The sequence below is a fragment of the Clostridium boliviensis genome (assembly GCF_033342255.1).
Taxonomy (GTDB): domain Bacteria; phylum Bacillota; class Clostridia; order Lachnospirales; family Lachnospiraceae; genus Lacrimispora; species Lacrimispora boliviensis.
This window is the reverse complement of sequence record NZ_JAWONS010000099.1, coordinates 92,687-118,617: the sequence shown is the minus strand read 5'-3', so window position 1 is coordinate 118,617 and position 25,931 is coordinate 92,687. Positions and strand designations below refer to the sequence as shown.

Sequence of the window (25,931 nt, the reverse complement as noted above, 5' to 3'; positions counted from 1 at the left end):
CCTTTAATCAGCGTCAAACCGTCGACAAATCCCAATCCTCATGTATTTTGGGTACATCATTAATAAGTCTTTTTGTATAGGCCGCTTGGGGATTTAAAATTACTGACTCTGCAGTACCAGATTCCACAAATTTGCCATGCTCCATGATGTAGATGGAATCTGAAATATAAAAAGCGAGCCCAATATCATGAGTGATAAAAATAATCGTCATATTGATCTCATCCCTCAGTTTTAAAAGCATATCCAGTATGGTAGCCCTGGAACATGCATCTATCATTGAGGTGGGCTCATCTGCCAGCAATATTGCCGGCTTCAGAAGAAAAATCCTGGCGATCATCAGTCTCTGCATCTGACCTCCAGAAAGCTCAAAGGGATATTTATTGGTCAGTTCTTCAAATTTGAGATTTACAAAGCTGCAAGCCTCCGTCATCATCTCCACTTTCTTTTCATACGGAAGTCTTCCTCCCCCTCTCATTTTAATACAGTCTAAAAGAACCTGATCTATTTTATAAAAGACATTAAATGAAGAAAACGGATCCTGAAAAATCGCCTGGATCCCTTTCCAGTACTCTTTTTTCTTTTTATATCCTTTGATATCCCGGGGCTTTCCCTGAAAACAAATCTCTCCTTCCGTAACACTGATGAGTCCAAGGAGCATTTTTGACAGGGTGGTTTTTCCGGAACCGCTCTCTCCCACAATGGATACAATCTCCCCTTCCTGAAACTGAAAATCTACATGGTCCACTGCAACCGTTTTTTCTTTTCCCATTCCAAATATCTTAGTTACACCGGAGCCGCTCAGACAGGAAGGGGTCTCTTTTTGCTTCGTTTCATCATTCATCCTTGCAGACCTCCCTTAATTCCTTTTCTTCCAGATAACAGCGGAACATCCGGCCGTTTTCCAGATGGCTCTCCGCTATCTGATGAAGCATACAGGCAGGCTTTGCGTAGCGGCAGCGGTCCGCAAAGCGGCAGCCTTTGGGCGGTTTTTTTAAGTTAGGCGGAGTGCCTGGTATGGCAGTGAGCTTCGCCCCTCTTACCCCCTCTTCCGGTACCAGAATGGACCCCATTAAACCTCTGGAATATGGATGAAGAGGGTCAAAAACCATCTCTCTGGCAGTTCCATGTTCCACGATCTGTCCAGCATACATCACCATGATTTCGTCCGTAACATTGTAAAGAAGAGGAAGCTCATGAGTGATGAATATCATGGACTTTATAAACCCCTTTTCCATTAAGCTTCGAAGCATTTTAATTACCATCTTCTGAGAAGTCACATCAAGTGCAGAGGAAGGTTCATCGGCAATCAGCACTTTTGGTGATAATATGGTGGATATGGCTATGACTGTCCTCTGTCTCATGCCCCCGGACAGTTCCACTGCATGCTTTTTTAAAACGCTCTCCGGAAGACCCAGAACCTCAAACCGCTCTCTTGCAAGGTCATAGATATCTTTTCTGGCGACTCCGGGATCATGCGCCCGGACTACATCCTCAATAAAAGAAATAATCTTCTGTGTTGGATTCAGGGCATTCATTGCTGCCTGGGGGATATAGGCGATTTCATTCCCAAGGACATTCTTTCTGATCTCATCCGGCTTCATAGAGGTTATATTCACCCCATCCACTTTTATGGTTCCACTCTGATAATGAAGAGGTGCAAAATAATACCCCATCAGGCTCAGTGCCAGTGTGGACTTTCCACAGCCTGATTCCCCTGCAATTCCAAGAGATTTTCCTTGTTCTATTTTAAGTGACACCCCGTCAACTGCAAAGATATTCTCTCCGAATCTTGTTATGTATTTTGTTTTTAAATGATCCACTTCCAGCATTGTCTTTCCCACTTTTTATCCCCCTTACTCTCTTAGCTGCGGATTAAATATCTGATCCAGGCCCGTATTCATCAGATTCAAGGAAAATGAAATCAGTGCAATGGAAAGAATGACAGGAAAATAAGCCCACCAGTCTCCATTTAAATGGGCACTGTAAGACATTGCCCAGTTCATCATAAGACCAAGAGTTGATACCGATGTCGTGGCAGGTCCAAGTCCGATCATAGACAGCTGTGCCTCCGCAAGTATACCCGAAGATATCTGTAAAATCAGTGCCATCACAACGTAGGAAGCGATATATGGAAGAATATCTGTGAGGATAATCCGGACCAGACTATGTCCCGAAAGCTTTGACAGATTCACATGATCTCTGTTTCGAAGGGAGATTACCTGGGAACGGACCGATCTTGTCGTCCAGGTCCAGGAGGTGAGTCCGATAATAACCGCCACCATCATTACCCCTCTGGCATTTTTACCAATGCTGTAGGATATGAGGATAAGCAGGATAAAGCTGGGTATCACAGTAAATAAATTAGTGATAAACAGGATTAAGTCATCGATAAATCCCCCCAGATAGCCGGCAATAAGACCGAGAGAAAGCCCGATAGTGGTGGCGATCAGTCCTGCAATGAAACCAATCTTTAAGGAAGTTTTTATGGCTGCCACCAGCTCCGTTAAAACATCACGTCCAAAATTATCTGTCCCAAGAATAAATACCCGCTTGCTCCCAACTTCGGAGACATTCACATAAGAAGTCGATGGAATGGTCTTCTTAACTGACATTTCCCCTGTTTCCTCATTTTTTTCAGCCACAAGAACATCGCTGTTTTCAAGCAGTCCCTGAATCTTTTTATCCAGCCTGCTGAAATATTTTTTTCTGGCTGCAATTAAGCCCTTTTGCTCACTTGAAGAATCGTAATTGTCCTTCCACAGGGATACAAGCTCATCTGCGTCCGTCACATCCAGCTCCTTAGGAGACAGACCTGCAAACTGTTTCAGCCAGTCTGCCATAGCCATTCGCTCTTCCATGCTTAAATTTTTTTCCAGTCTGCTGGTTGACGTATGTAAATTTAACGTATACGGATCTGTATCCACAGCTTCTTTAACAGAAATATAGGTTCCTGGTTTAAAAAAGTTCCCCTGTCCAACCATTTCCAAAGGATCATCCGTCACAATCAAAGGGTAGAAAATCGTCAGGAGAAACAAAAATGTAAAAATAGTAAATCCCAATGTAAATTTAGGGGAATGGAAAATCTGTCTGATCTGGTTTTTCATCACTCACCCTCCTAATCCTGCTGAGCAGCCTTGATCCTGGGATCAATGACTCCATAAATCAGTTCCACGAATAAATTAGCCAGTAAAACCATCACTGTAATAATCAGTGTACATGCCGAAATTAATGGATAATCCCTGCCTTTCACAGCCGCAAGCAGTGTGGTTCCAAGGCCCGGATAGCTGAATATGATCTCCGCAACCAGCGCTCCTCCAATCATGGTACCAATGGACATGGCAAGACCTGTAATCTGAGGGAGCATAGCATTGCGGAACACATATCCTACGATTTTCCTGTCTTTGATTCCCATAAAACGGCTGTATTTTACATAATCAGCATTCAGCTCATAGATTGACATGGAACGCATTCCAATCGCCTGGCCTCCTACTGTAATGAGAACAATGGACCAGAACGGCAGCTGATAATGAGCCAGCACAGAACGGAAAAAAGTAAGGCTGGCTGTAGGAATTAAGTCAAATCCATAGCCGCCGCTGGAAGGAGCCAAACCAAGTTTCAGGGAAAAAACATAAAGAAGAATTGTAGCCATACCAAAAGCGGGTACATTACTCATAAATAAAAATGCGGGAAGTATTCCTTTATCAAATATACCTTTTTTATATGCGGAAATGGCTCCAAGGACATTCCCAAGAATCCAGCCCAGCAAAATTGCAGGAAGCTGAAGACAGACGGTCCACCATACAGAGGATGCGATAATATTGCTTACTGTTCTGGGATACTGGCTGAACGAAACACCAAAATCCCCCCTGACAGCGTTCTTTAAGAAAATTAGAAATTGAGTGCTCATCGGCAGATTAACGCCGAATTTCTCTGCATAGTCCTCATATACGGCCTGGATTGCGGTAGAATCGGTCATGCCGTCTACCGCTCTGGCCGCAATGGCTGAGACCGGATCACCTGGCATCAGTCTGGGAAGTACAAAATTCAGTACAATAGCGATCACCAGAGTTATCAGATACCAGATGATTTTATTGGTATAATATTTTTTATATCCTGTCAAAGTCTCACCCCTTTAGTATTCTCTGTCAGTTAACATTCACCAGATTATAAAGTGCTGCAATTCCATAGCCATCCGTGCAGTCCGTCGGCGGTATATTGTCTCCGTCATCAAGCTGCGGGAATCCGGTCCATACGCTTTCATTCACCGCGTGGAACAGCATCGGTCTGTACATCAGGGAGAAGGAAGGAACCTCATCTAAATAAATTCTGCTCAGTTCGGTATAATATTCTTTCAGAGTATCCTTATTGGTCTCTAACGGAATCTTCTTTAAAAGGTCGTTTGCCTTATCGTTAATGTATCCGCCGTAGTTACCAGTCCAGTTTACCTTCAGGTTTGCATAATCTGTGGACATAAAGGCCATGGCTCTGCCCCATGGGTTAGCAACAGAGGCTGCCGGTGGGTTCCACATGCAGATATCGAATTTTCTGGTTGTCATATCATCATAGAAGGTATTGGCATCTGGAAAATAAGTTTCAATATTGATTCCTATTTTGCTTCCTGCTGCTGCAACGATCTCCAGTGATGCATTCCAGTCTGTCCAGCCGTCCGGACATTCTGCTTTAAAGGAAAGATTCTTTCCGTCTATCTCACGGATTCCGTCTCCATCCTTATCTACAATTCCAGCCTTGTCTAAGACAGCATTCGCCCCTTCCACATCATTGCCTGTAAACTGGTAATCCTTAAGTGCATCCTGATTCACCAGTGACTGCTCTGCAGATGTGGGGTTCATAATGGAACGCGGTACATCTTTAAAGCTTGGGGATTGATTGGACATGGCAGAAGCGATAATCTGATCATAATCAACCGCCATGGCAATGGCTTTTCTCACTTCCTTCCGGTCCAGACCCGGTACCTCCACATTAAAGAATGCTGTAGGCATGGTAGCACAGACACCGTAGGGCGCTTCATCAATATAGGTGGAAACAGGAAGACCGTCTTCTTCCCAAAGCTTCTGAACATTGGTAATAAACTGCTGGGATACATCCACCTCTCCGGACTTAAATGCAGTGTCCCCTGCCGCATTATTCTCATAGATTACATGGGTTATGTATTTCGGTGCAGGAAGTTTTCCCCAAAGGGCCTTTCCCCAGTAATTATCATCTCTTACAAAAACGACTTTCTGATCGTCATTATAATAGGATTTATAAGGTCCTGAGGAAACAAAATCCTCCATTCGGTCCTGTTTGATTTTGTCTGCATCATTCCCATTGCGCTCTTCCACCTTCTGAAGATAGGCTTTTTGCATAACATAGATCTTGGGAGTATATTCCACTACCTTTAAGGGATTCACAGGAAGACCTGTTTCATCTAACTTAGCTTTAAAAATAGCGGTATGATCATCTTTGACATCTACTGACTCAATATAATTGGAATAATCACTGCCCTGGGCAGTCGCATACTTTTTATGGCAGTCAAAGGTATATACCACATCCTGAGCAGTCACCGGAGTACCATCGCTCCACTTTGCATCCGGATTTAAGGTTATCGTCAGTTCTGTCTGCCCGTCATTCCAGGAGTAGTCTTTCCCCAGCAGTCCATAGAGTTTCCCGTCCAGCATGTTATACATGAAAAGTGTTTCATATATAATCTCTCTGGCATTATCCTGCTGGGCTATAGCCATTGCATTGTTTGAATTGGAGCTTAATGGATTCCAGTCATTGATTGTCCCCCATTGCTGTCCATTAAAGTACAGTGTCTCTTTCCTCGGTGTGGAACCCGCCTCTTCTGTAGCTTTTGTCTCTTCTGCAGCCGATGATTTGGCTGCCGTCACTTTTGTCTCCTCCGCCTTGCTTGTCTGTTCTGTCCCATCTGCCGGTGCTGCCTTCTGGCATCCGGAAAGAAGGGTAAGCGTCATTGCTCCAACAGTCAGAAGCGCAGTCCATTTGTTTTGTCTTTTTCTCATCTAAAAACCTCCACCCAATAATCTCCCGGGCTTCTTACCCGGGGCAACTATCTGTTACATTCTTATTGTAGATGCAGGGAGGAAGAATTAAAATGTTCCAATTTTCGTTTTTGGTGTGTTATTTTCGATCCCGCCTTCTTTTCTCCTTAAATTTTTCCGAAACTCACTGGGAGTAACACCAGTGGTCCATTTAAACGTTTTCATGAAATGCTTTGGATCCTCATACCCCGTCATAGGCCCAATTACTCCAATTTTTAAATCCGTTTCAGATAGAAGCCGCTTTGCTTCATTCATACGGATCTTTCGTAAATAGGAGACAAAGTTGTCTTTCGTATATTCCTTAAAAGCAATGGAAAACACCGTGTAATTCATGGAGATGTGATTGGATACCATAGCCATGTTGATGTTCTTTGGATAATTTTCATTGATATAGGCAAGTGCCTGCTCCATCTTAATCCGTTTTTTGAAATCATCAATTTGACCGAGTGCTCTCTGATTGATTGTGGATAATACACGCCTGATTTCCATGCAGTATTCATCTATGTTATCAAAAGCAAGCATATGACAGAGATCATCCGGCCGGACCTCTTCCGCTTCCAGGATTTTTCCATAAAACTCTTTTACTCTTGCAGTGATCTGACAGATCAGCTCCTGAAACCAGATTCCTTCGATTTCTCCATTTTTTACCCGGTCTTTCATATTAAGAAGGAATGATTCATTTTTTACGTTTTTCTGGGTACCGATCCGCTGTACGAAGCACTCCAGTTCATTGGGAGGAATAAGATAGCTGTTACCTGGTCCTGATCCTTCTTTTTGCATGCAGAACAAACGGATTCTTTGATTTCTTGCCTCCTCATAGGCTCTTCTCAGATTCCATAGCCCCTCATATGAATCACTGATCCCCAAATAACCGTTTTCGCTGCTGCACAGAACAAAATCCCTGACATCTTTTGCAGCCATTAACGCCACACAATTCCCCTCCACATCAGGAAAATAAAACATCTGATGATTCTCCTGGTTTTTCGGCATTCTGTTGCTGCAGATAACGGAAAACTCCGTCTCATGAAATCCACTGACCCTCTCCACTTCTTCCATCTCTTCCTGGGTGATATTCTCTGATAAAAGAATTCTTTTTAACTGACTGCGGCACAAAGCCATTTTCGACCTTCTTTGTACTGACTCCTTTTGAACCTCTCCCTCCAGTTTCACCATGATGGCATTCAGTTCTTCCCGTTTTACAGGCTTTAAAAGATATTCCCGGACCCCACATCTTAATAAATCAACAGCAAAAGAAAAATCATCATATCCGCTGATTGCAACAATTCTTGGTATGTATTTCTTTTTCTGCAGTTCCTGAACCAGAGTGATTCCATCCATCTCAGGCATTCTTATATCCGTAATCAGGACGTCAATGGGCATGTTACCCGCAATTTCCAGCGCTTCCTGTCCATTCTTACATTCTATAATCTGGTCAACAGGAACCTGACACCTGGCAATCATTGCGGAAATTCCTTTTCTGATTATTTTGCAATCCTCTGCAACCAGCACATTTTTCATGTAAGCCCCCGCTTTCTTTTCTGATAAGGAATTTTTATTGTAACCCGGGTATAACAATGCTGCTCTGATTCAACTGTGATTCCATATTCCGCTCCGAAACCAATCTGCAGCCTGTCATGAACATTTTTTAATCCGATTCCGCTCTCCTGCCCGGAATTATCCTCTCTTTCACCATTTAAACGCTTGTGCAGCTGCAGCAATTCCTCTTCTTCCATTCCGCAGCCGAAATCCGTTACCCGTATGTAACAATCCTCTCCAGTTATCTCTCCTTCCATGTAGATATTGGTATCATGTGTATATTCCCGCATTCCGTGACTGATGGAGTTTTCTACAATTGGCTGCAGAGACATCTTTGGTATCTCCTGGCACAGTATCTCCTGGGGTATTGTCATGCGAAGACAGATCTCATCGTCATACCACAAATTCACCAAAGCCAGATAATTCCTGATTTGCTCTATTTCTTCTTCTACTTTTACATAGCCTGATTTCCATCGCATGCTGTAGCGAAGAAGCTGTCCAAAAGAAGAAACCGTATCTGCGATTTCGTACTTCTCATCAATCTCCGCCATCATTTTCACCGATTCCAGTACATTATAGATAAAATGGTTGTTAATCTGATTCTGCAGCGCTTTAATCTGAGAATTCTTTACAAGCAGTTCACGCTGAAGAGTATCTTCCATCAGCTTCTGTATCCGGTCTAACATGGTGTTTAGTTCTATCCCCAGGACACCAAATTCGTCCCTGCTCATATTCTGGACTCTTACCTCTAAATTTCCCTGCTGGACCCGGTAAACCGTATCGTATATCTCGTAAAACTGCCTCAGTATATGAGTTACCTGTCTATTGGAAAACAGCAGGAGTACGGTTACAATTGCAATCCAGAGAAGGAGAAATTCTATTCTGGAAGAACGGAGAATCATCTTATCATTTTTTGTGGAAACGATCCGTATCAAATATCCCTGAATAGACTTAATCTTTACGCAGCCAGCTAATACCTCTTCCCCGCCGATTTTCGTTTTCTTACAGACAGCACCATTATCCATCTGATCCGGCTGTTCATTAGCGTGAAGAAATTCCATGATTTCTTCCTTCTGGCTGCTCCAAAGATCTGATAATTCAGGACTGCTGTAAATGTTACCTGCCTGATCCACAAAACAAGTCCTGTCCGACGCCGTAGAATGATAGAGATCGGGAAACATATTCTCCATGGTTACTGCGGATTCTACAATTCCATATCGTCCATACCGGTAATCGTTCAGTCTGGTAATCAGAGATGCAATTCGCGCAATACCATCAGGGTCATCCGCCTGTTCCAGGCTATCCACATAATCAAAACACCATGTCCCTGTGGGGGGCACCCCATCCCTTCCCCATTTTAAGTCCGCAATTCTGTCCTCTTTATAAAGCAGAGGGATAATTTCTTTCACGGATCCAGAGTGTACAAACAGCCTCAGCTTATAAATATAGGGATTACTTTTTATAATCTTTTGCACTCCGCTGATCTCTTTTCCATAAAAATCCAAAATATCCATAAAGCTGAACTTCTTATCGGAGGCAATCTGATTTAAAAAATCATTAATTGACTCATTATTTACAATGATTTCAGCAGATAATTTACAGTTTACAGCAGCCTGCTCCGCATTCTGACAGCTTTTATCCAGTTCATACTTCATCTGTGTTTGTCCATCTTTATATAAGGACACTTCCATATTATGAAAAAACAGCAGCAGGAAAATCCCAATGGGCACCATCAGTATCCCAAGAATCAGCAATGAGAATTTGCAGCTTAAAGAAAACAGCTTAAATTTTTTCCCGGCAATCCGATTTCGATCTGTCAGAATCAGATCCCCCCCTTCTGAAAAAGCGTGACAACTGTTATCCGGCTTGTCTTACAGACGGTCAGCTTAATTCAATATATGTTTTAAGTACTCAGACTTATGATTTTACTGCTAAGAAAATTCAGTAATTGACAGCAGGAGGAAGGAGATAGACATGTACATCTAAGGACTACGAAAGGAGATGAAAAAAATCAAACTGTCCATCCTTTAAAGATTTTACAGGCCGTTCAGTTATCATTCCATCTTCTGGCGGAGAGCCAAATAAAACAGGCGCTTCAGGATTATGGTTCTCCCTGTTCTTTTGTGCACGTTCCTGTGAAAAAATCCCATAGCAGTACTTGCAGCCATGCGCACAGCTGTCATAGCTGCCGATATCCACACTTTCCATACAGCCGCAGCCGGTCCGCTGTCCGGTATCCTTCCTTTTATGAAGTTTGCAGCCGATCAGTTCTTCGATTAATTTTCCGTCAATGCAGGAAGCATGGGTAATACCAAACCGGCTTAAGTCCACGGATTCGCAGCAGGTTGATAATTGGATCCCGTACTTTTGTGCACTTTGAGAAAACCCTTCACCAATCCGAAACATATCATCTTCCTGTATGGGGATGACACCCAGTTCCCATAAAGAATTCCTCAGCCTGGCATAGAAATCAAGAAAACTGAACACGCATCTGTCTGTACACCCCTGCAGCAAGCCCGCCATTCTCTCAAAACATTCCAGATGGTAGGCCACATCCATCTGATTGGTTAAAATCACAGGGTCATACCGCCAGATAACACGTTTGGGACCAAGAATAGCACTAAGTTTCTGAAAAGTTGCAATGAGCTCTTTTTTATCCGGCAGAAACGCTTCCACCTCTCTTCTATAAGGCGTAAGAGTAAACTGAATATAAAAATCATATCCCATTGCGGATATGGTGTCAAGCTTCAAAATAATGTCTTTAGGGTTTTTTGTCCAGAACACAATGCAGTCCACGATTTGTGGATTTATCTCTATCCGGCTGTAGCGGGACGGATTCCTGGGATTTGGAACCAATACATATCCTTCTTTTAAACGATTGAGCAGCCAGTCCGAATAAAACGCCGGAATATCTGTCCTGCGGCTTACACTTAAAATCATTCACTCCCTCCTCTTTCATGGTTTTATCATATGGGCAAATTTTTTCACCAAATTACCTGTTTCTGAATAGTTCTATTAAAAAATATAATAATATTAATTAATTATAAAATACAAGGAGGCATCAATGGAAAAGTACTCTCGTGGGGTTGAATTGCCCGTTGGTTTTGGATTGGCACTGGAAGAATATCAGGCAATGGATTACTTCTTTTCTCTGCCGAAAAAAGAACAGCAGCATATGGTAGATCATGCGGAAACACTACAGTCAAAACTGGAAATGCAGGCTTATGTAAATTCATTTGTTGAGTCAAAGTTTCATTAACCGCAGCATATATATCATACTAAATTTTAGAATATCTGTAAATAACAAAGCAGACCGGTTGCACACGGGCAGACTGGAACTAAAGATCAGATAATCTGCCCGCATTTTTTCTCCCAGTAGTACAGATAATCATCCACAAATCCCGCATTCAGGGCATTCCTCCAGTATAGATAATCCAGAGTACCGTCATAATTAGGATTTTTTTCATATCTCTAAAGGCAGTACAGTACATAATCCTGAAGCTCATGCTTAAACCCGGCAAGACGGAGGATGCTTTCCGCTTCTTTTGGATATTCCTTTATTACAATTCTGTTTCGCGACGGAAATATCCTGTGTGCCGTAAATTCCCTGACAAACTCCGCAAGCACCTCTCCGGCACAATCCATATCAAATATCCTAAGAAGCCTGCCCTGACGTTCAAATACTGCTGCAGGATTTCCTGATACTAATGCAACTGCAGTTCCCTGTACATTTAAAAATGCTTTTCCTTCCTGGTGATGCAGCACTTTCCCCCAGAGCTGGGATGGATCAGCTCCGTTTAGCCAGACCACTTCTTCTCTGGGATTTGAAAGGCTTACCAAGGTCCCTTCATACTCCTTATCCCTGATAAACTGAATACCGGACAGGCCTTCTATAAAGTATCCCCTGCGCACTCTGCCAGTATATTCCCAGATCCTTAGTGTCTCCAGTGCCGTACTCCACGCCATTCCCTTTATTGTCTCCCTGCAGACAATAACGTTTTTATCAAAGTTACGATTAAGCATCTGTTCAACTGAAATATTCTTAAGAGGGCGGATAACTTCCCATCTGCCGGTCAGCAGAATCTTTGTCTTTGCATTTACCCGTTGGCGTACTGTCCCCTTATTTAATTTATCCCTGTTCATCAGCTGCCTGACCGGAATCAGACTGTCTGCGCTTACAAGCCCTTTTTCGGTCAGTGAAAAAAGAGCTTCATAAGGTGACTTCCCCAGAATTTCCTCCAGTCTCTGCATAAAGCTTGCGCCATGTTTTAACAGGGCCCCGTACACAGCCCTCTCCTCCCCTTCCAGCAGTTCATATACTTCTGATAAATCTGCAGTCCAGTCAATATCTGCAGTCTGATGAAAGGTGAGGCCAAACCTCTCCCCCATTTGCCAGAACACCTTTCCGGCTGTCAAAAGAGAATCCATCAGTTCCGGACGATAGCTGTTAACCCGTGCAGGCAAAAGTACAGTCTCCCAAATTTGTGCCTGAAAGGGCTGATCCAAAAGCCCGTTTACCGCTGCTTCCAGCTGTTCCAGAGGAGATGCCGATATCCGAAGGCGCATTGCCATCAGGGCAGCATACCGATTGGGAGGAAGAGTGGATATCTGCTTCCTGCGGTTTCTAATCGTTTCATTTCTGGCTCTGTCATAAAGCTCGAAGTGATAATAAATATCATCCTGCAATATCACCTTCCCCTGGTCACACAGAACAGATAATATACCAAGTGCCTTGTCATTGGTCCATAAATACCGCTCTGCCACCTCTTCCAGAGTTTTCGCACCCCGATACCTCAATAATCTTTGAACCAGACGTTTTCCAGCGTTCTTCTGCCCCTTAACAAGTGCATTTTCATAATCATTTTCATGTTCTGCTGCAATCCATAACCCCGGCTCTACATAGAGTGCTCTTCCTTCCGACGCCAGTTTTTCCAGCCATTCGATGGGAATATCAAGTTCACCTGCTTCTAAATCCCCCTCTATCATGAGAAGTGTATGAAGCTGTGTTTCATCTTCCGGAAGACGCAGCCGCCTGGAAACGCGGGCCAGCTGTGCGGGTTCCGGCGTAATTCCAGTTGCCTCATGAAGTGCCTCCTTCGAAGCCTCACGAATGTTCTGTGGCGTTGGAGAATAATCATACATCATGGAGGCTTCCGTCTGACGTCTTAATGGCAATGACATGGGGGAAGGTGTCTCTAAGTACATCTCCCGAATCTGAATTTTACCTGATTGTATATCATACAAAATGGTTTCCAATCCTTTTAAATCCCAAAAGTCTTCCAGGCATTCCCGTTTTGTTTCCTTCAGTATGGGATGGTCTTCCTGTTTAATCAGAAAAGAAAGCATCTGGGCGCTTTTCATTCGCTGGATCCAGAGAGGCTGACGCTTCTGATTCCTCACTCCCATCATCAGTGCCCTGGCAGCATTGTAACGAAAGTTCATATTAAACAAGGGCGTCGTGGGAAGTAATGCAGCAACAATCTGACCAGCAGTCTGGGGAGATATTTCATATATAAGTCCGTCAGGCAGCGGCTTGCCATCATAAGGGAACAGCAAAAAGCCATCGTCATCTGCTGTAGCGTTTATGGTGGTTTCCACATGAAGCTTTGCCGCTTCTGTCATAAGAAGGGATAAGGGCTCATTCACCTGGCGTCCGAATACAGAATGAACCATCATCTGATGATTGCTGTTTTCATCCATAAAGTGTTCCACCAGAATGGTTCTGTCATCAGGAAGTATTCCCGTACTTTTTTGCTGGCTGATCAGATAATCCAGAGCACGTTCCCCTGTCTGTTTATCCAGTCCAAGTTTTTCCACTTCTGACAATAAGGCTTTTGCACTGCCTGTCTGATTGAATCTGCGCAGAATCTCACCAAACACAAGTCCTGTCCTCATCCTGCGGCCTTTGATGTCTCCATGCCAGAAAGGAAGTCTGGCGCCGGAAGGATTTGCAGGAGATACAATTACTGTATCCCGCATAATATTTACGATCTGCCATGCAAATGTTCCAAGTAAAAACCGGTCTCCGATTCTGGTTTCAAAGACAAATTCTTCATCAAGCTCTCCCAGTCTGACTCCGCTTTCCGACCGGACTGTATAAAGTCCTCTGTCCGGTATGGTTCCCCCTGCGCTGACTGCCAGCATACGGCTGTAGGCATCTGCGCTTACCCGGTCATGAATCCTGTCGTAGATAATACGGGGTCTTACCGGAATATCCCTTTCGTGCTCATAATCACCTGCCAGCATCCGCAAAACACCTTTCACATCTTCTTCAGTTACATCATAAAACGGATACGCTCCAGACAGAATATCCATCACATCCTCCACGCCATATCCCTGAGTACACGCCATGGAAACAAGATGCTGGGCAAGAACATCCAGGCATAGTCTGGGCGGGCTGGCATATTCAATTTTACCGTTTCTGGCTGCCTCTGCAGTAAATCCGCAGAACAATCCTTCCGAAGCTTCTCTGGGAAACATGTACATAACGCTGATAAGGCCGGGATTGTGCCCTGCCCGCCCCAGCCTCTGCATGGTACTTGAGACTGAACGGGGGCATCCGACCTGGAAAACCTGTTTAATCTCTCCTACGTCAATTCCAAGTTCCATGGATGAGGTAGTACAAAGAAGCTTTAATGATCCATCGCGGAGAGCCTGCTCCACTCCAAACCGCTGTTCCTTTGATAAGCTTCCGTGATGGGTGCGGGCAAAGCCTTCCCCGCCTAATTCGTTAATGAAATGAGCCAGCTTTTCTGCATATGCCCGCCCTTCCACGAATGCCAGAGAACTGCCCGATCCGCCTATATAAGAATATACCGTCTTTGCAATGTCTTTCCAGACGGAATCCTTCCCCTGAATGCCGCCGTCTGAAAAAGAACTTTTTACCTCAATCCGTATCTCCTTATTCATTCTGGGTGCAACAATGGAGACCTCCCCCGGCGCTAAGTACTTCGCCGCAAGATCAAGCGGTTCAATGGTTGCAGACAGCCCGATGCGCTGTAATGGCTTTTTGCAGAGCCAGTCCAGTCTCGCAGCAGAAAGCATTAAATGGGCTCCCCTTTTGGTATCAATCATCACATGCAGCTCATCAATGATCAGTGCTTTTGCAGTCATTAAAATTTTCTGTCCGGATTTACTGGTCAACATCAGATATAAGGATTCTGGCGTTGTGATGAGAATATGCGGAGGCCTTTTAATCATCTGGTTCCGCTCTTTTTGCGTGGTATCACCGGTCCGGATTCCCACTGACAGCTCCTGTCCGTTAAAATTTCCGGATTTTTTTCTCTCCTCTACAATTCCTTCCAAAGGCCGCCTGAGATTCTCCCGGATATCACCAGCCAGAGATTTTAACGGAGAAATATAAATCAGCTGCAGTTCCTGGTTTAGCTGTCCTCTTGCAGCTTCCTCCAAAAGCCTGTCAATAAATATCAAAAATGCCGTAAGTGTCTTACCAGTTCCGGTAGGGGCGGAAACAAGGGTGTGCCTGCCTGCTGCAATTTCAGGCCATGCCTGTTTCTGAACCAGGGTAGGGGTATCAAGAGCACGTTCAAACCAGTGTCTGGTATCTGTTTGAAAAAGTTCCATGGAATGATCTGACATAGACACCTCCGTTTTTTATATTTCACTGCTGTATTGTTTTATTATAAATAATGGTATGTAACCTGTCAATTTATGAAATAACAAATAATAAAGGTAGTTAATTAAGTCAATGTTTACAAATAAGAATTTAATTCCTTTTTATTAAGCATAACCGGTTATAAAACAATGTTGATTAGAATAAAGGAGGAATTAATTATGGGTTATGGAGATCCATTAAACAGTACGAATGATTTAAAAGACAGGAGTCAAACAGATCTTATTGCGCGTATGCTCTATTCAGAAGCAAGGGGTGAATCAGATCAAGGCAGAAGAGGTTGCGGCTATGTAGTAAGAAACAGAATGGCTAAAAACTCATCTGAATTTGGTGGAAATTCATATTCGGGAGTAATACTAAAAAAATACTCATTTGAAGGAATGACAACAGAATCTGCATTAAAGCCTGATATAAACTCAACTGCTTGGCAAGAATGCTTAGATTTAGCAAAAAAATTTTTCTTAAATCCAAATAGCGTTGTAAATCCTATAGGAACTTGTCTTTGGTTTGTTACAAATAGCTTATACAAAAACAAAATCAAAAAATCAGGTTCAACAGAATCATATACCTTTAATGGTAGAGATTATGTTAAAGTTACGGAAAAAAAGGTTATTGGTGGACATACCTTTTTTAAAGTTCAAGGTTATTAATTAATAGAAAAGTAAGCTCCGACTGACATTCCAGTTAGAGCTTACTTTTTTGTTAATAAAACAATAGTAGCAATCATATGTTAATAAAGCATTAGTTGCAGTGTTAATAAAGCATTAGTTGCAACTTGAGTTTCCGCAAACTGTAATTTAAAAATGAATAAATCTTCCCAAAGTGCTAATCTGCCGTTTTTTGAACTGTATAAGAGTGGCAGTACCTAGAGTAGAAGCACTTCAATAAGCCCCGCCTGAAACCGGGCCGTGGGAGAAATATTCTTTTATCTATCTAAGCGATTAACTTAAGGCAGAGTTGACGGTATATAGGTCGTTTTGTCCTGAACCAGAGCCTGATACCCTCTTTTGCATACGATAGTATGCCAGAGATGCCTTTAGCCAATCGGTAATAGCAAAATTGAACCTTTTCCTTTACAGGAGCGGCGGTCTGTATGATTGAAACCTTAAGGGCATTTGTTTCTGATTTCATTGAAATCAGTGCCAGGAATGCCATACACAAGGTGATATAAAAATTAAGAGAGTTGATTGCTTTCAGTTTCCGGACACGAAAGTTTTCAAACCGGAAAACCTGCTTTTTACAACGGAAATATTCCTCAATGCGCCAGCGTGAGAAATAAAGCCTTGCGATTCGAATTACATCTTCCCTGGACTTTAATTCTTTATTGGTTGCCAGCATCATTGGATGTTCTGTAATTCCATAGACAAGAACAAGATAAATATCTTTCCTGGCTGCAGTGATCTGAACCTTCACATGGGATAAATAAGCTTCCCGCTTTTTACCTTTATAGACCACAGGTGTTGTAATTTTACCCTTTCGGCGATTCCGCAGTTCTGTGGCGGCTACCCATTTGTTATGAAAAAGGAGTTTTCTTTTAGCAGTAAGCCGTATCACATAATCCTGCTTTAATTCATCAAGCTTAAGAAACATCTTGTTATCATCATAACCCCGGTCCATAACAAAAGTGGCTTTGCCAAACATGGCTTTTGCGCGCTCCATAGCATCAAAGGTAACGTTATTGGTGGAGATGAAAGTCTTTTCATTTAAAGAATGAATTTTGGAGTAAATGCTGACTGGCTGGTTGCTATTTGTCATGACACAAGCTTCCGTCACATGGTATCCTTTCTCATAGACGTTTTTGGTATGGGTAGTTTTAGAACCATCTCTGACCGTATCAAGAGCTTCAAACTTGTAGCCCGCTGGTTTAATGACATCACTGTCATCGATATGAATTACCGGTTCTTCCGGAACCCATTTACGAACGGTTTGAAGATAAGAAAGTAAAGCCTGTTTTGAAGTCCCTAGATTCAGATGTCGAGTAAGACGCTCCACGCTGCTGACCTTTTTTGAGTCCTCATGAAGTTGATCTACAATGTCGGTTAAGAGACAGCTTTTAGCCGCAAGCATACCATATGTCATATCGGCAGTAAATTTTCTATTGGGTTTGGAGAGGTTGCGGGAAATTTTATTTGAAAAATTTAAAATTTCCCGTTTCAAAGTGTAAGTATTTGATGTAAAATGAACCATAGGGAATTCTCCTCTTTTTTTGTTTAGTAGGTTATTTTGTCGTGATTTAATTCTACATCAAAAAGGAAGGAGATTCCTTATATTTTGGGTGTTTTTTGAAAGTTGTTTATTGCGAAGTCAGAAAACAAGAAGTCTGTGGATAAATCTGCGGAAACTCAAGTAGTTGCAACAGTTGACAAAATTTTGTGCATAAACTATTATAGTAATTAAATTATCAAGGAGGGAAACTAAGTATGAACGTTAAAAGAAAGTATATTTTTTTTGGTATAGCAGTTATATTAGCTGGAATAGTCATATTATATTTAAGCAAACATCAAGCGAATAAAGAGTTAAGTATTGATAAATTAGATAAGAATATTACAAATGAAGTTACATTTAAAAAATCTAAATTTCCTTTATTAGCTGAAATTCCAGAAAAGAATTTCTATATATATGGCATAAATGATAATACTGATAGTTATAAAGGTATCATAGTCAGATATGGAAATGAGTTAAAAAAATATGACATCAAATATATGACACCAATGTTTGTTCTTCCTAAATTAAAAGCTATTCAAATAGGTCAAGAGGACATTATATTATGCTCTTTTAATATTGAATCTGGATCTGAGGTGTATATTGAAGATTTATATGGTTTTTACCAAGACTCTAAGAACTCTTTAAATATTATAAATTTTTCAGCAAATAATTATAAAAAACAGTTAAATGAAGCAATTAACTACAAATTACAGAGTGACAATGTTTTAGATATAATTATCAATAAAAAAGATTTATATGACATCGATCTTAAAAACTTTGCTGATTCTAATTGGAATTTCGAAAAAATTTCTTATGGTAACAATGTATCATTTTCTTTTGACAATGGAGTAAATATAACTTTAGGAATAGAAGCTATTTTCACTAATATTGCTACACCACAATATATTGGGTCTATAAAAGCAGATGTTGTAATCAATGAAGATAAGTCATTTATTTTGGATAATATAAAAATAGAAAAATAATTATTGACCCAAAGGGTGTTTAAGAAATCCCCAGAGCTGCACTCTGAGGATTTTTTCATGCTCGTTGTCACTATCATCATTTCTGGTCATTTACAGATTCTTTTGTAAAACGGCTATGTCTGATGACAGCATAGGCAACACTTCTGTTCCATAAAATCCCAAGTCCGCCGATTTACTGGACAACATCAGATATAAGGATTCTGGCGTTGTAATCAGAAATGCGGAGGCTTCTTAATCATCTGGTTCCGCTCTTTTTGCGTGGTATCCCCGCGATTTATATAAACCATTCAGGCTCACATCTGTCCTTGCTGTAATTTTCTATAAGCCATTCCGTTATTTTATTAAAAGCTTCATGATGAAAGGTTTTTGCTTTCTGGGGGCAGCGCTTCACACAGCTGCTGCAGCGAATACATTTCAGTGGATCTGTTATTTTCGCATCACTGAAACTGATCGCTTCCATCGGACAATATTTTGCACAGATCCCGCACTGTATGCAGCTTTCAGATGTATCAGGTGCCATCGGTACAGCTGGTTTTCTTTCTTTATACGGGTAATCACCTTTAACGGTTATTCCAGAGATGCTTTTTTTCTTCATTTTCTCGGCAATTTCTCTTCCAAACCCTTCCGCTGCTTCAATATCCTGAGCATCCGGTCTTCCACCTGCGACCTTCTCTGTGTTTGAGTGTTCACCGATAAACGCTCCTGCTGCCAAACCCACAAATCCATTCTCTTCAAATGTATTTTTAAGTTCCAATAGTGCATCTTCATAAGCGCGATTTCCATATACAGCTGCAAAGACTGCCTGCGTACCCTCACCCTTTATATTATTTAAAGCAGGGGTCAGGAAACCAGGTATCCTTCCACCATATACAGGAACCCCTACTATAATTACTTCATCCTTCTTAAAAGAATAATTTAAGCTTCGGGCCTTGGGATCAGTCAGATTGACTGTCTGAACACAATTATTACCCATTCCCTTTGCTATAGCATTTACAATTTTTTTAGTAGTATCAGTCGGACTAAAATAAATAATCGTTAATTTTCTATCCATCACTTTTCCTCCACATTTCTTCCCTTTACAATTTAAAACAGGTGTTGTCCCCGTTTAAATATATCACATCATTTTTATTTATCCAATGTCTTTTACTTAATGATTTTTACAAAACCATTTGTACCATCAACCTCAAGTAAATCTCCGTCGTTTATCGTTTCAGTTGCGTTTTCAATACCTGTAACACATGGTAAACCATATTCTCTTGCAATAATTGCACCATGCTGCAGTGCACCGCCTATCTCCATTACTACAGCACAGGCATTGATAAAAATCGGTGTCCAGCTGGGTTCAGTAGCCATTGTCACAAGAATCTCGCCTTTCTCCAGCCTCTTTTCAAAGGGTTCACGAAGAACCTTTGCTCTGCCTCTTACAACGCCTGGTGAAACCGGCTCTCCCAGGAGTTCTCCTTCCTTAGCCTCTCTTCTGACAGTAAAAATCTCGCCTCTGGAATCAAAAATCGCAGGCCAGTTTTTCACGTTCTCGGTTAGCTTGCGTATTTTCTTTTCTTCGTTCACAAATAAACCAATGTTTATATTTTTATTGTTTTGCCCCTTTTCAATTTGTTCTCTCGTCAGAAAAAATATATCCTCCACCCGGTTAAGCCTGCCATCAGAAACAAATTCCTCCGCAATTTTCAGAGCATTGTGTCTTAATATATCAACAGCATACACAAACATGTATTTCGGATGCTCACGCAGCCCCATCCACTGAAGCTGTTTTGCCAGTTTTATGAATTTTTTCTCTTTTCCTATCTTTTTAGCCTGGTTCAAAAGTCTGTGATATGCTGCTTTCTTTCTCTCCTGCACCTTAATTAACGCATTGTCAGAAATATTAATCTGCTTTAGAATGGTGTAGAATCTCTCTAAGTTTTCGTGGGTTCTCTCTCTGGCAATATCTATCTCACCGATTCCGCGGCAGCCATATAACCTCATATACTCATTATAGACCCCGGTAAACTCCGCAGAAAAACCTCTGTCTTTTAGTCTGCGGGAAAATTCCTCAAAGCTGTTGATTGCAATAAACTCAGGAAAGGAAGCAAGCTTAACTTGTTTATACCCCATATCACTTGTGGGGTTCCCCTTTAAATCCATATTAAGTGAGAGAATATCATCTTCCAAGCTTTTATCATTAAACATTTTCATCAACGACGAGGTGGCGTTCACTGCAAGGAGTATGGGCATCATTTTTGACACCAGTATATTGAACACTTCAAAAGCGGCATTAATCTGACTGGTAAAATTCTCTTTACTATTACGAAGGCTCTCCAATTTTTTTAAGCAGTAATCGGTTGATTTATAATAATCTTTGATTGTCTTATCAAAATCAATAGCCGCCATAATCATAGAGGGACTAATTTTGACTGCAAGCTTGAATGATTTTCCCACAATACCTTTCATTTTTTCAGGCCTGTGTTTAGGAAAATAATTTTTGAATGCGAGAGAAGAAAAGACTTTTGTAAAGGATGGGTCAACCGAAGAAATAATTTTTTTAACATTAGATTCGCCTGCAATCCTGCCTAAATTTCCAAGAAGTATATAAACCCTGCCATGACACCCATAAACCGCTCCGTCCCTTCCTATGGGAAATAAGCCTTGCTTTGCCTTACTAATAAGCTCACAAAACAGATCACAGCCAAGCTCACTCATAGACCATTGGAACCCTTGTGACGTTTTTACAATATCAAGATAAAGCTCTTTTCGCTCATACGGTTTGCTCAAAAGTTCTTTATAAACGGGAAAACATGTAGTAATCGGGCGGGACTGTAGTAGATACAGCCTGTCATTTTCGTATGCCCATTCTGTATCCACAGGTTTACCATAGTAGAATTCACATTTTTTAATAAGGTCTGCCAGCTCAAAGATCTGTTCATCCGTGAGTGCCTGTTTGTGTGGGTGATCACAAATAGATTCTGTTGTTCCACCGTCATTATGGATATGAAGCGCAACTTTTTTATTTTTAATTTTCTTTGAGGTAATCTTGTTTTGAGCGGTATTTACGATGTAACTGTCCGAGGAAACCTTCCCACCAACAATATATTCTCCTAAACCAAAGGAAGCGTTTATCATTACCTGGTCATAGCTGTTGTTTTGAGGATTTACCGAAAATCCGATTCCACTTATAGCAGAATAAAGCTGTTTTTGAATAATTACGGCAATCTTTGTGTTTTCAATACAAAGATTGTGTTGTGCCTTATATTCCATTACCCGATAATCAAGCATGGAGGCAAACGCCCTTGCAATAAATTTTTCCAGCATATCAGGAGTGACTCCTAAAAATGTTTCATACATTCCTGCAAAGCTGGTTCCCTCCAAATCCTCTTCCGGAGAAGAAGAACGAACAGCATAAAAATTTGAATTGATGTTTTTTATTTCATCAGAAATCAGCTTTCTTTGTTCCTCATCAAAAGTCAGGCTTTCTGCTAATGCTTTCAGATCATCGCACCTGTCCTTTGTAACTTCTAAAATCAGAGACTTCCATTGTTTGGTCTCCTTGATTTTATCTGTCCATGCTGTAAAAAAATCTACTGTCAGAACGAGACCATCGGGCACAGGAAAACCAGCTTTTGTTGTTTCGATCAGCGCCTTTGCTTTGCCGCCAGCCTCAGAAAGCAGCGGTATTGTTTTTGAGCCGAAATTATAAACTTTATTCATGACCTACCTCCTTCATATATAAAATACAATTCTAAAAAACTGCAGATATTTATCTATTTCTGCTGTTGCAAGCTTAATTATTTCTGCATTACTGAGTTCAGATCCATTTTTAAATATTGAAGTTATAATTTTGCTCAAAGTATTGACTACGGTACTTTTCATCATTTCTGGGTCAATTTCCTTACGAAGCTGTGAAAAATCAAGATTCTCCTCAAATATGCGTTTCTTTATACAAGGCATTAATTTTTGTTTCAATTCCTCCGCATATTCTCTTGCATATTTGTCGCAAAATTCGTAAAGATATGGATATTTCGCAAGAGTTTCTATTTTGGAAATCAAAGCCTGCCTTATCCGCAATAGAAAGTCGGTATTGGACCAGTCAACAGAATCCACCATGTTACTTAAAACTTGTTGCCCGGAAAAGTACAAGAGGAATTCATACAGCTCGCTCTTGTTTTTAAAATAATGATATAAAAGACCTCTGGAAATCTCAGCCTCTTCCACGATTAAGTTTGTTGACGCCTTTTCAAAATCATTCTTCGCAAACACCTTAAATCCACAATTTACAATACGTAGTACCTTTTCGTTCTCCAGGTCGATGTCAGAAAAACGCTCTATATCCATCCTGCACTCCTCTATTCTTTAACGCATTCAATTGACAACTTCTGTCTATAATCAAACTATCATAATAGACAGAAGTTGTCAATGCCGAATTTATCTTCGGCTATGCAGAACACACAAAGCGAAAACCCCAGAGATGTGAGCTCTGGGGTTTTCTTCAGATGGTTAAACATCATTATGCTTAATGGACTTACGCTTTGCATTTTTATTCTTATTTAAATTCTCTCTTGTTATAGGCGTCTGGCCATTGCATTTTTCCATTCTGGCTTCCTTATTATCCGGCTGACTGTCTTTTGGCATAAACAGGCTCCTTTCATTTTTTATTTATAATGCGTCATTTTCGGAATCCTATGTATGCCCGCCAGTCATTATCTGCTCAGTATCTTTGTGATGCCTCCAATATACAGATAATGATAATCTTTATCCGCATAAAATTTGCTGTCGATTTCAGGAAGCACAAAATTCTCCGGCTTCATATCTGCCACAAACAATTTCTCACAGATTAAAACTTTGGAAGCCTCATCAATAAACGGTACACCGTCCTCATGATTAACCGTTACACCGGTCTTTTTTATCTTATCTTCGTCTTTTCCCGATACGCTGCCTAAATATCCCAGTTCTTTTGCATATGTCTTATGATCCAAAAAGGAGAGAGAAAAATGGTCCGCTCCATCTACAAATTCTTTTGTAAAACGGCTCTTCCTGATCACTGCATAAGCGACACTCCTGTTCCATAAAATTCCTAATCCGCCCCAGGAAGCAGTCATGGTATTAACCTTCCCATCTTTTTCAGCAGTAATCAGCATCCACTCATCCCCGATTAACTGAAATGGATTGTAATCGAATTCTTTTGCAGTAATGGTTTGAAACGTATTCATAAATTACCTCCTGATATAATTATTATCCTGATACAGGATATGAAAAACCGTTAATCAGCACCCTTTTCCGTCAATGGAACAGGCATTTTTCACAGGCTGAGCTTTTATCTCATCCATAAAATCAGCCAGATCAAAGGTCTGCGTCCCATCTTCCAGAATAAACAGAGGGATTCCGATTTTACCTGCTTCTATGATTGGTTTAAACATCTCATCATGATCCCGATGAATAAGAAATTCTTTCATTGTTGCCGTATTCTCTGTTATATTTCTGTAATCCAGTTCAATAGCAGCATGATTTCCAAGCTGGGCCTTTGCTGCTACACAATCCGAACAGATTTCTGTCCCATACATAATAATTTTCATTTGGATCTCCTTCACAGGCTTTGATGTGATCAGTATATCATATAATCCGGTTTCTTTTCTAATTTTTTTACATAAGCGCATTTATCCTATCAGCCAGGCCTTAGCAGTAAAATCACCATCGATAACCCCATATTCTTTTATGATTTTTTTATTCTGCAGGAAATCGAAGCTGATTTCTTTGGAATTCTCAAATCTATGAGCAACCACTAACTGTTTATTGCAAAATTCCCGGATAACAAGCTGTTCTCCCTGGGGATTATTATAGCTTTTCGTACTGTTTTCATATTTAATTGTTCTTCCGTATTTTATGATATCAGCTGCTTCTTTATAAAATTCCATTCCCGCCTCAATGACTTCCCACTGTTTTTCAGTCAGATCATAGATATCACCACTTAAGCACATTCTGCCCAAAAAAGTACTGATAATGGAATAGTTGATTCTATTATTGCTGTCATCGCCACGCATAACTGCCCAAATCTGACTTTGGGACGGCTTTATTACTCTATGCATATTTGCCGCAATAATCGGTATGGCCGTGGTTTCATGAGCATCGGAAAAGCTTGCCTGGGATACCAGTTCCATCATGGATGGCTCCAGCCTGTGTCCTCCGCTGGAACAGTTCTCAATTACAATGTCCGGTATTTCACTTTTGATTTTTTTGAAAAATTCCTGGGTTGCCCTGACTCTCTGCCTTAACCCTTCTCCAAGACTTTCGGTCCCGTCACAGCCAATGCCGATGGTATCGTTATAATCAATTTTAATATACCCAAATCCGCATTCTTTCAGGGTTTTTATGACCGCATTATTTAAATAATCCATAACCCAGGGATCGGACATATCCCAGAAACGTTTCTCTCCAACCGTAAGCACTACGCCATCTTTTTTCAGCAAATGTTCCGAATTGTCCCAGTGTTTTGACAGTCTGCCTACGGATTCCGGTTCAAACCAGAGACCGGGTATCATCCCGCATTCCCTGATATAATCCGCAGCTTTTTTTAAGCCGCCCGGGAACTTTTCATAATTCACATCCCAGTCCCCAATGCTTTCCCACCAGCCCTCATTTTCACCATACCAGCCGGAATCAATTACCAGGTACTTAACCTCCTTATCCTTTAACTTATTACATATTTTTTTGATGTTTTCCAGGCTTGGGTTACCCCAGGTAGTACAATATTCATTAAACATAATACCCATATCCTGATCCAGTTGGGATATCTCAGGATTTTGTGCCTTCACCAGTTTATCACACACCTCATAGAGGGAACTCCCCCTGGCAATGACCGCTTTGGGGGCTGTAAAGTTCTCCCCCGGTGCAATATTCTTAAACCAGTGTCCAAAGTCCCTGTCTGCAATACCACCCACAAGTGACAGAGTTTCATCCTCTTTGCACAGGATCTCAATCTGCCAGGAGAAGGGGGTGTATAACTGAACCGCAGTAAATTCATGTGTTTCACTGTTTTCCAACGCTATAAAAGGGAAGTACTTCCGCACCGGCATAGATCCTAAATTGCCAAATTTCTCAACCCGCATACCACATCTGTTCCAGGATGGCTCTAAGTGCAGTTCCTCAATTGTTTCTGTCCTGAGTTTTCCTTCCGCACTCCAAAAAGATTGAAGTCTGTGGATTTTGTCCGCTTTTATTCCCTTTAGAGCAAAAGATGAGAGCATCTCTAAAGTTGCAGTTTCAGTACCTTTGTTCTCAAATATAGTGTTTACCTCAACGGTATCGTTACTATTTACCATATCCAGTGTTACATACTGGCTGGCACTGTTTTTATATACTATTGAATCAGCTTTTTCAAGAACTCTTTCGAGTCCTTTCGTGGATTCACCTCCGCATAAGGTCAGGCCATTGGAAAACCCGCCATTATGGGCATCTTTTCTTAATTTCAATTCTACATAATATTCCATTGCTGAACTCCTTATATCGTCTTTTACTGATCTA

The 25,931-nt window shown here is 41.3% G+C and carries 20 protein-coding genes; 3 read left to right on the top strand and 17 right to left on the bottom strand.

What is annotated here, in order from left to right; translation table 11 throughout:
- Nucleotides 1-13: 13 nt before the first annotated feature.
- The 8 genes from RZO55_RS04175 to RZO55_RS04140 all read right to left on the bottom strand — a co-directional run bounded on the left by RZO55_RS04175 (nt 14) and on the right by RZO55_RS04140 (nt 10,538).
- On the bottom strand, nt 14-841 hold the full coding sequence (locus RZO55_RS04175) for an ABC transporter ATP-binding protein (protein WP_318063033.1): 828 nt from the start codon (nt 839-841) through the stop codon (nt 14-16).
- A complete protein-coding gene (locus tag RZO55_RS04170) occupies nt 834-1,841 on the bottom strand; it encodes an ABC transporter ATP-binding protein (RefSeq protein ID WP_318063032.1) in 1,008 nt (335 codons plus the stop codon). The genes RZO55_RS04175 and RZO55_RS04170 overlap by 8 nt, the downstream gene beginning before the upstream one ends.
- A 12-nt stretch (nt 1,842-1,853) precedes the next feature.
- On the bottom strand, nt 1,854-3,104 hold the full coding sequence (locus tag RZO55_RS04165) for an ABC transporter permease (protein ID WP_318063031.1): 1,251 nt from the start codon (nt 3,102-3,104) through the stop codon (nt 1,854-1,856).
- 11 nt (nt 3,105-3,115) lie between these two features.
- Nucleotides 3,116-4,120, bottom strand: a complete 1,005-nt coding sequence (locus tag RZO55_RS04160; RefSeq protein WP_318063030.1) for an ABC transporter permease — start codon at nt 4,118-4,120, stop codon at nt 3,116-3,118.
- 25 nt (nt 4,121-4,145) lie between these two features.
- Nucleotides 4,146-6,023 carry an ABC transporter substrate-binding protein gene (locus RZO55_RS04155; RefSeq protein ID WP_318063029.1) on the bottom strand — a complete coding sequence of 626 codons (1,878 nt, stop codon included), beginning with the start codon at nt 6,021-6,023 and terminating at the stop codon, nt 4,146-4,148.
- Nucleotides 6,024-6,110: 87 nt separating this feature from the next.
- Nucleotides 6,111-7,580: a response regulator transcription factor gene (locus RZO55_RS04150; RefSeq protein WP_318063028.1), complete on the bottom strand. Its 1,470-nt coding sequence runs from the start codon at nt 7,578-7,580 to the stop codon at nt 6,111-6,113.
- Complete coding sequence (locus tag RZO55_RS04145) at nt 7,577-9,289, bottom strand: sensor histidine kinase (protein WP_318063027.1); 1,713 nt, start codon at nt 9,287-9,289, stop codon at nt 7,577-7,579. The genes RZO55_RS04150 and RZO55_RS04145 overlap by 4 nt, the downstream gene beginning before the upstream one ends.
- Nucleotides 9,290-9,587: 298 nt before the next feature.
- On the bottom strand, nt 9,588-10,538 hold the full coding sequence (locus RZO55_RS04140) for a DUF1848 domain-containing protein (RefSeq protein WP_318063026.1): 951 nt from the start codon (nt 10,536-10,538) through the stop codon (nt 9,588-9,590).
- A gap of 124 nt (nt 10,539-10,662) precedes the next feature.
- On the opposite strand from RZO55_RS04140, the gene RZO55_RS04135 reads away from it, so the two are divergent.
- On the top strand, nt 10,663-10,857 hold the full coding sequence (locus RZO55_RS04135) for a hypothetical protein (RefSeq protein WP_318063025.1): 195 nt from the start codon (nt 10,663-10,665) through the stop codon (nt 10,855-10,857).
- A 212-nt stretch (nt 10,858-11,069) separates the two neighbouring features.
- On the opposite strand, the gene RZO55_RS04130 is transcribed toward RZO55_RS04135, so the two are convergent.
- The gene (locus RZO55_RS04130) at nt 11,070-15,197 is read right to left on the bottom strand and encodes a DEAD/DEAH box helicase (protein ID WP_318063024.1); all 4,128 of its coding nucleotides are present in this window, start codon (nt 15,195-15,197) and stop codon (nt 11,070-11,072) included.
- Between the two features lie 195 nt (nt 15,198-15,392).
- Between RZO55_RS04130 and RZO55_RS04125 the strand changes: the two genes are divergently transcribed.
- On the top strand, nt 15,393-15,881 hold the full coding sequence (locus tag RZO55_RS04125; protein WP_318063023.1) for a cell wall hydrolase: 489 nt from the start codon (nt 15,393-15,395) through the stop codon (nt 15,879-15,881).
- A 283-nt stretch (nt 15,882-16,164) separates the two neighbouring features.
- Here the strand turns inward: RZO55_RS04125 and RZO55_RS04120 are convergent, their stop codons facing one another.
- Nucleotides 16,165-17,418: a transposase gene (locus tag RZO55_RS04120; protein WP_318063022.1), complete on the bottom strand. Its 1,254-nt coding sequence runs from the start codon at nt 17,416-17,418 to the stop codon at nt 16,165-16,167.
- A gap of 233 nt (nt 17,419-17,651) precedes the next feature.
- Here RZO55_RS04120 and RZO55_RS04115 point away from each other — a divergent pair, with 233 nt between their 5' ends.
- Nucleotides 17,652-18,419, top strand: a complete 768-nt coding sequence (locus tag RZO55_RS04115; protein ID WP_318063021.1) for a hypothetical protein — start codon at nt 17,652-17,654, stop codon at nt 18,417-18,419.
- A gap of 274 nt (nt 18,420-18,693) precedes the next feature.
- Here RZO55_RS04115 and RZO55_RS04110 read toward each other — a convergent pair whose 3' ends face one another.
- The 7 genes from RZO55_RS04110 to RZO55_RS04080 form a co-directional block, all read right to left on the bottom strand.
- Nucleotides 18,694-19,470 (bottom strand): EFR1 family ferrodoxin, encoded by a 777-nt coding sequence (locus RZO55_RS04110; protein WP_318063020.1) that lies wholly within the window; start codon nt 19,468-19,470, stop codon nt 18,694-18,696.
- A gap of 92 nt (nt 19,471-19,562) precedes the next feature.
- On the bottom strand, nt 19,563-22,124 hold the full coding sequence (locus RZO55_RS04105; protein ID WP_318063019.1) for a PEP/pyruvate-binding domain-containing protein: 2,562 nt from the start codon (nt 22,122-22,124) through the stop codon (nt 19,563-19,565).
- A gap of 12 nt (nt 22,125-22,136) precedes the next feature.
- Entirely contained in the window at nt 22,137-22,748 is a 612-nt protein-coding gene (locus RZO55_RS04100; protein WP_318063018.1) for a TetR/AcrR family transcriptional regulator, read from the bottom strand.
- Between the two features lie 162 nt (nt 22,749-22,910).
- Nucleotides 22,911-23,045: a hypothetical protein gene (locus RZO55_RS04095; RefSeq protein ID WP_318063017.1), complete on the bottom strand. Its 135-nt coding sequence runs from the start codon at nt 23,043-23,045 to the stop codon at nt 22,911-22,913.
- A 68-nt stretch (nt 23,046-23,113) separates the two neighbouring features.
- Complete coding sequence (locus RZO55_RS04090; protein ID WP_318063016.1) at nt 23,114-23,623, bottom strand: flavin reductase; 510 nt, start codon at nt 23,621-23,623, stop codon at nt 23,114-23,116.
- A 54-nt stretch (nt 23,624-23,677) separates the two neighbouring features.
- The gene (locus RZO55_RS04085) at nt 23,678-23,986 is read right to left on the bottom strand and encodes a glutaredoxin (RefSeq protein ID WP_318063015.1); all 309 of its coding nucleotides are present in this window, start codon (nt 23,984-23,986) and stop codon (nt 23,678-23,680) included.
- Nucleotides 23,987-24,067: 81 nt separating this feature from the next.
- On the bottom strand, nt 24,068-25,897 hold the full coding sequence (locus tag RZO55_RS04080; protein ID WP_318063014.1) for a glycoside hydrolase family 36 protein: 1,830 nt from the start codon (nt 25,895-25,897) through the stop codon (nt 24,068-24,070).
- Nucleotides 25,898-25,931 lie beyond the last annotated feature (34 nt).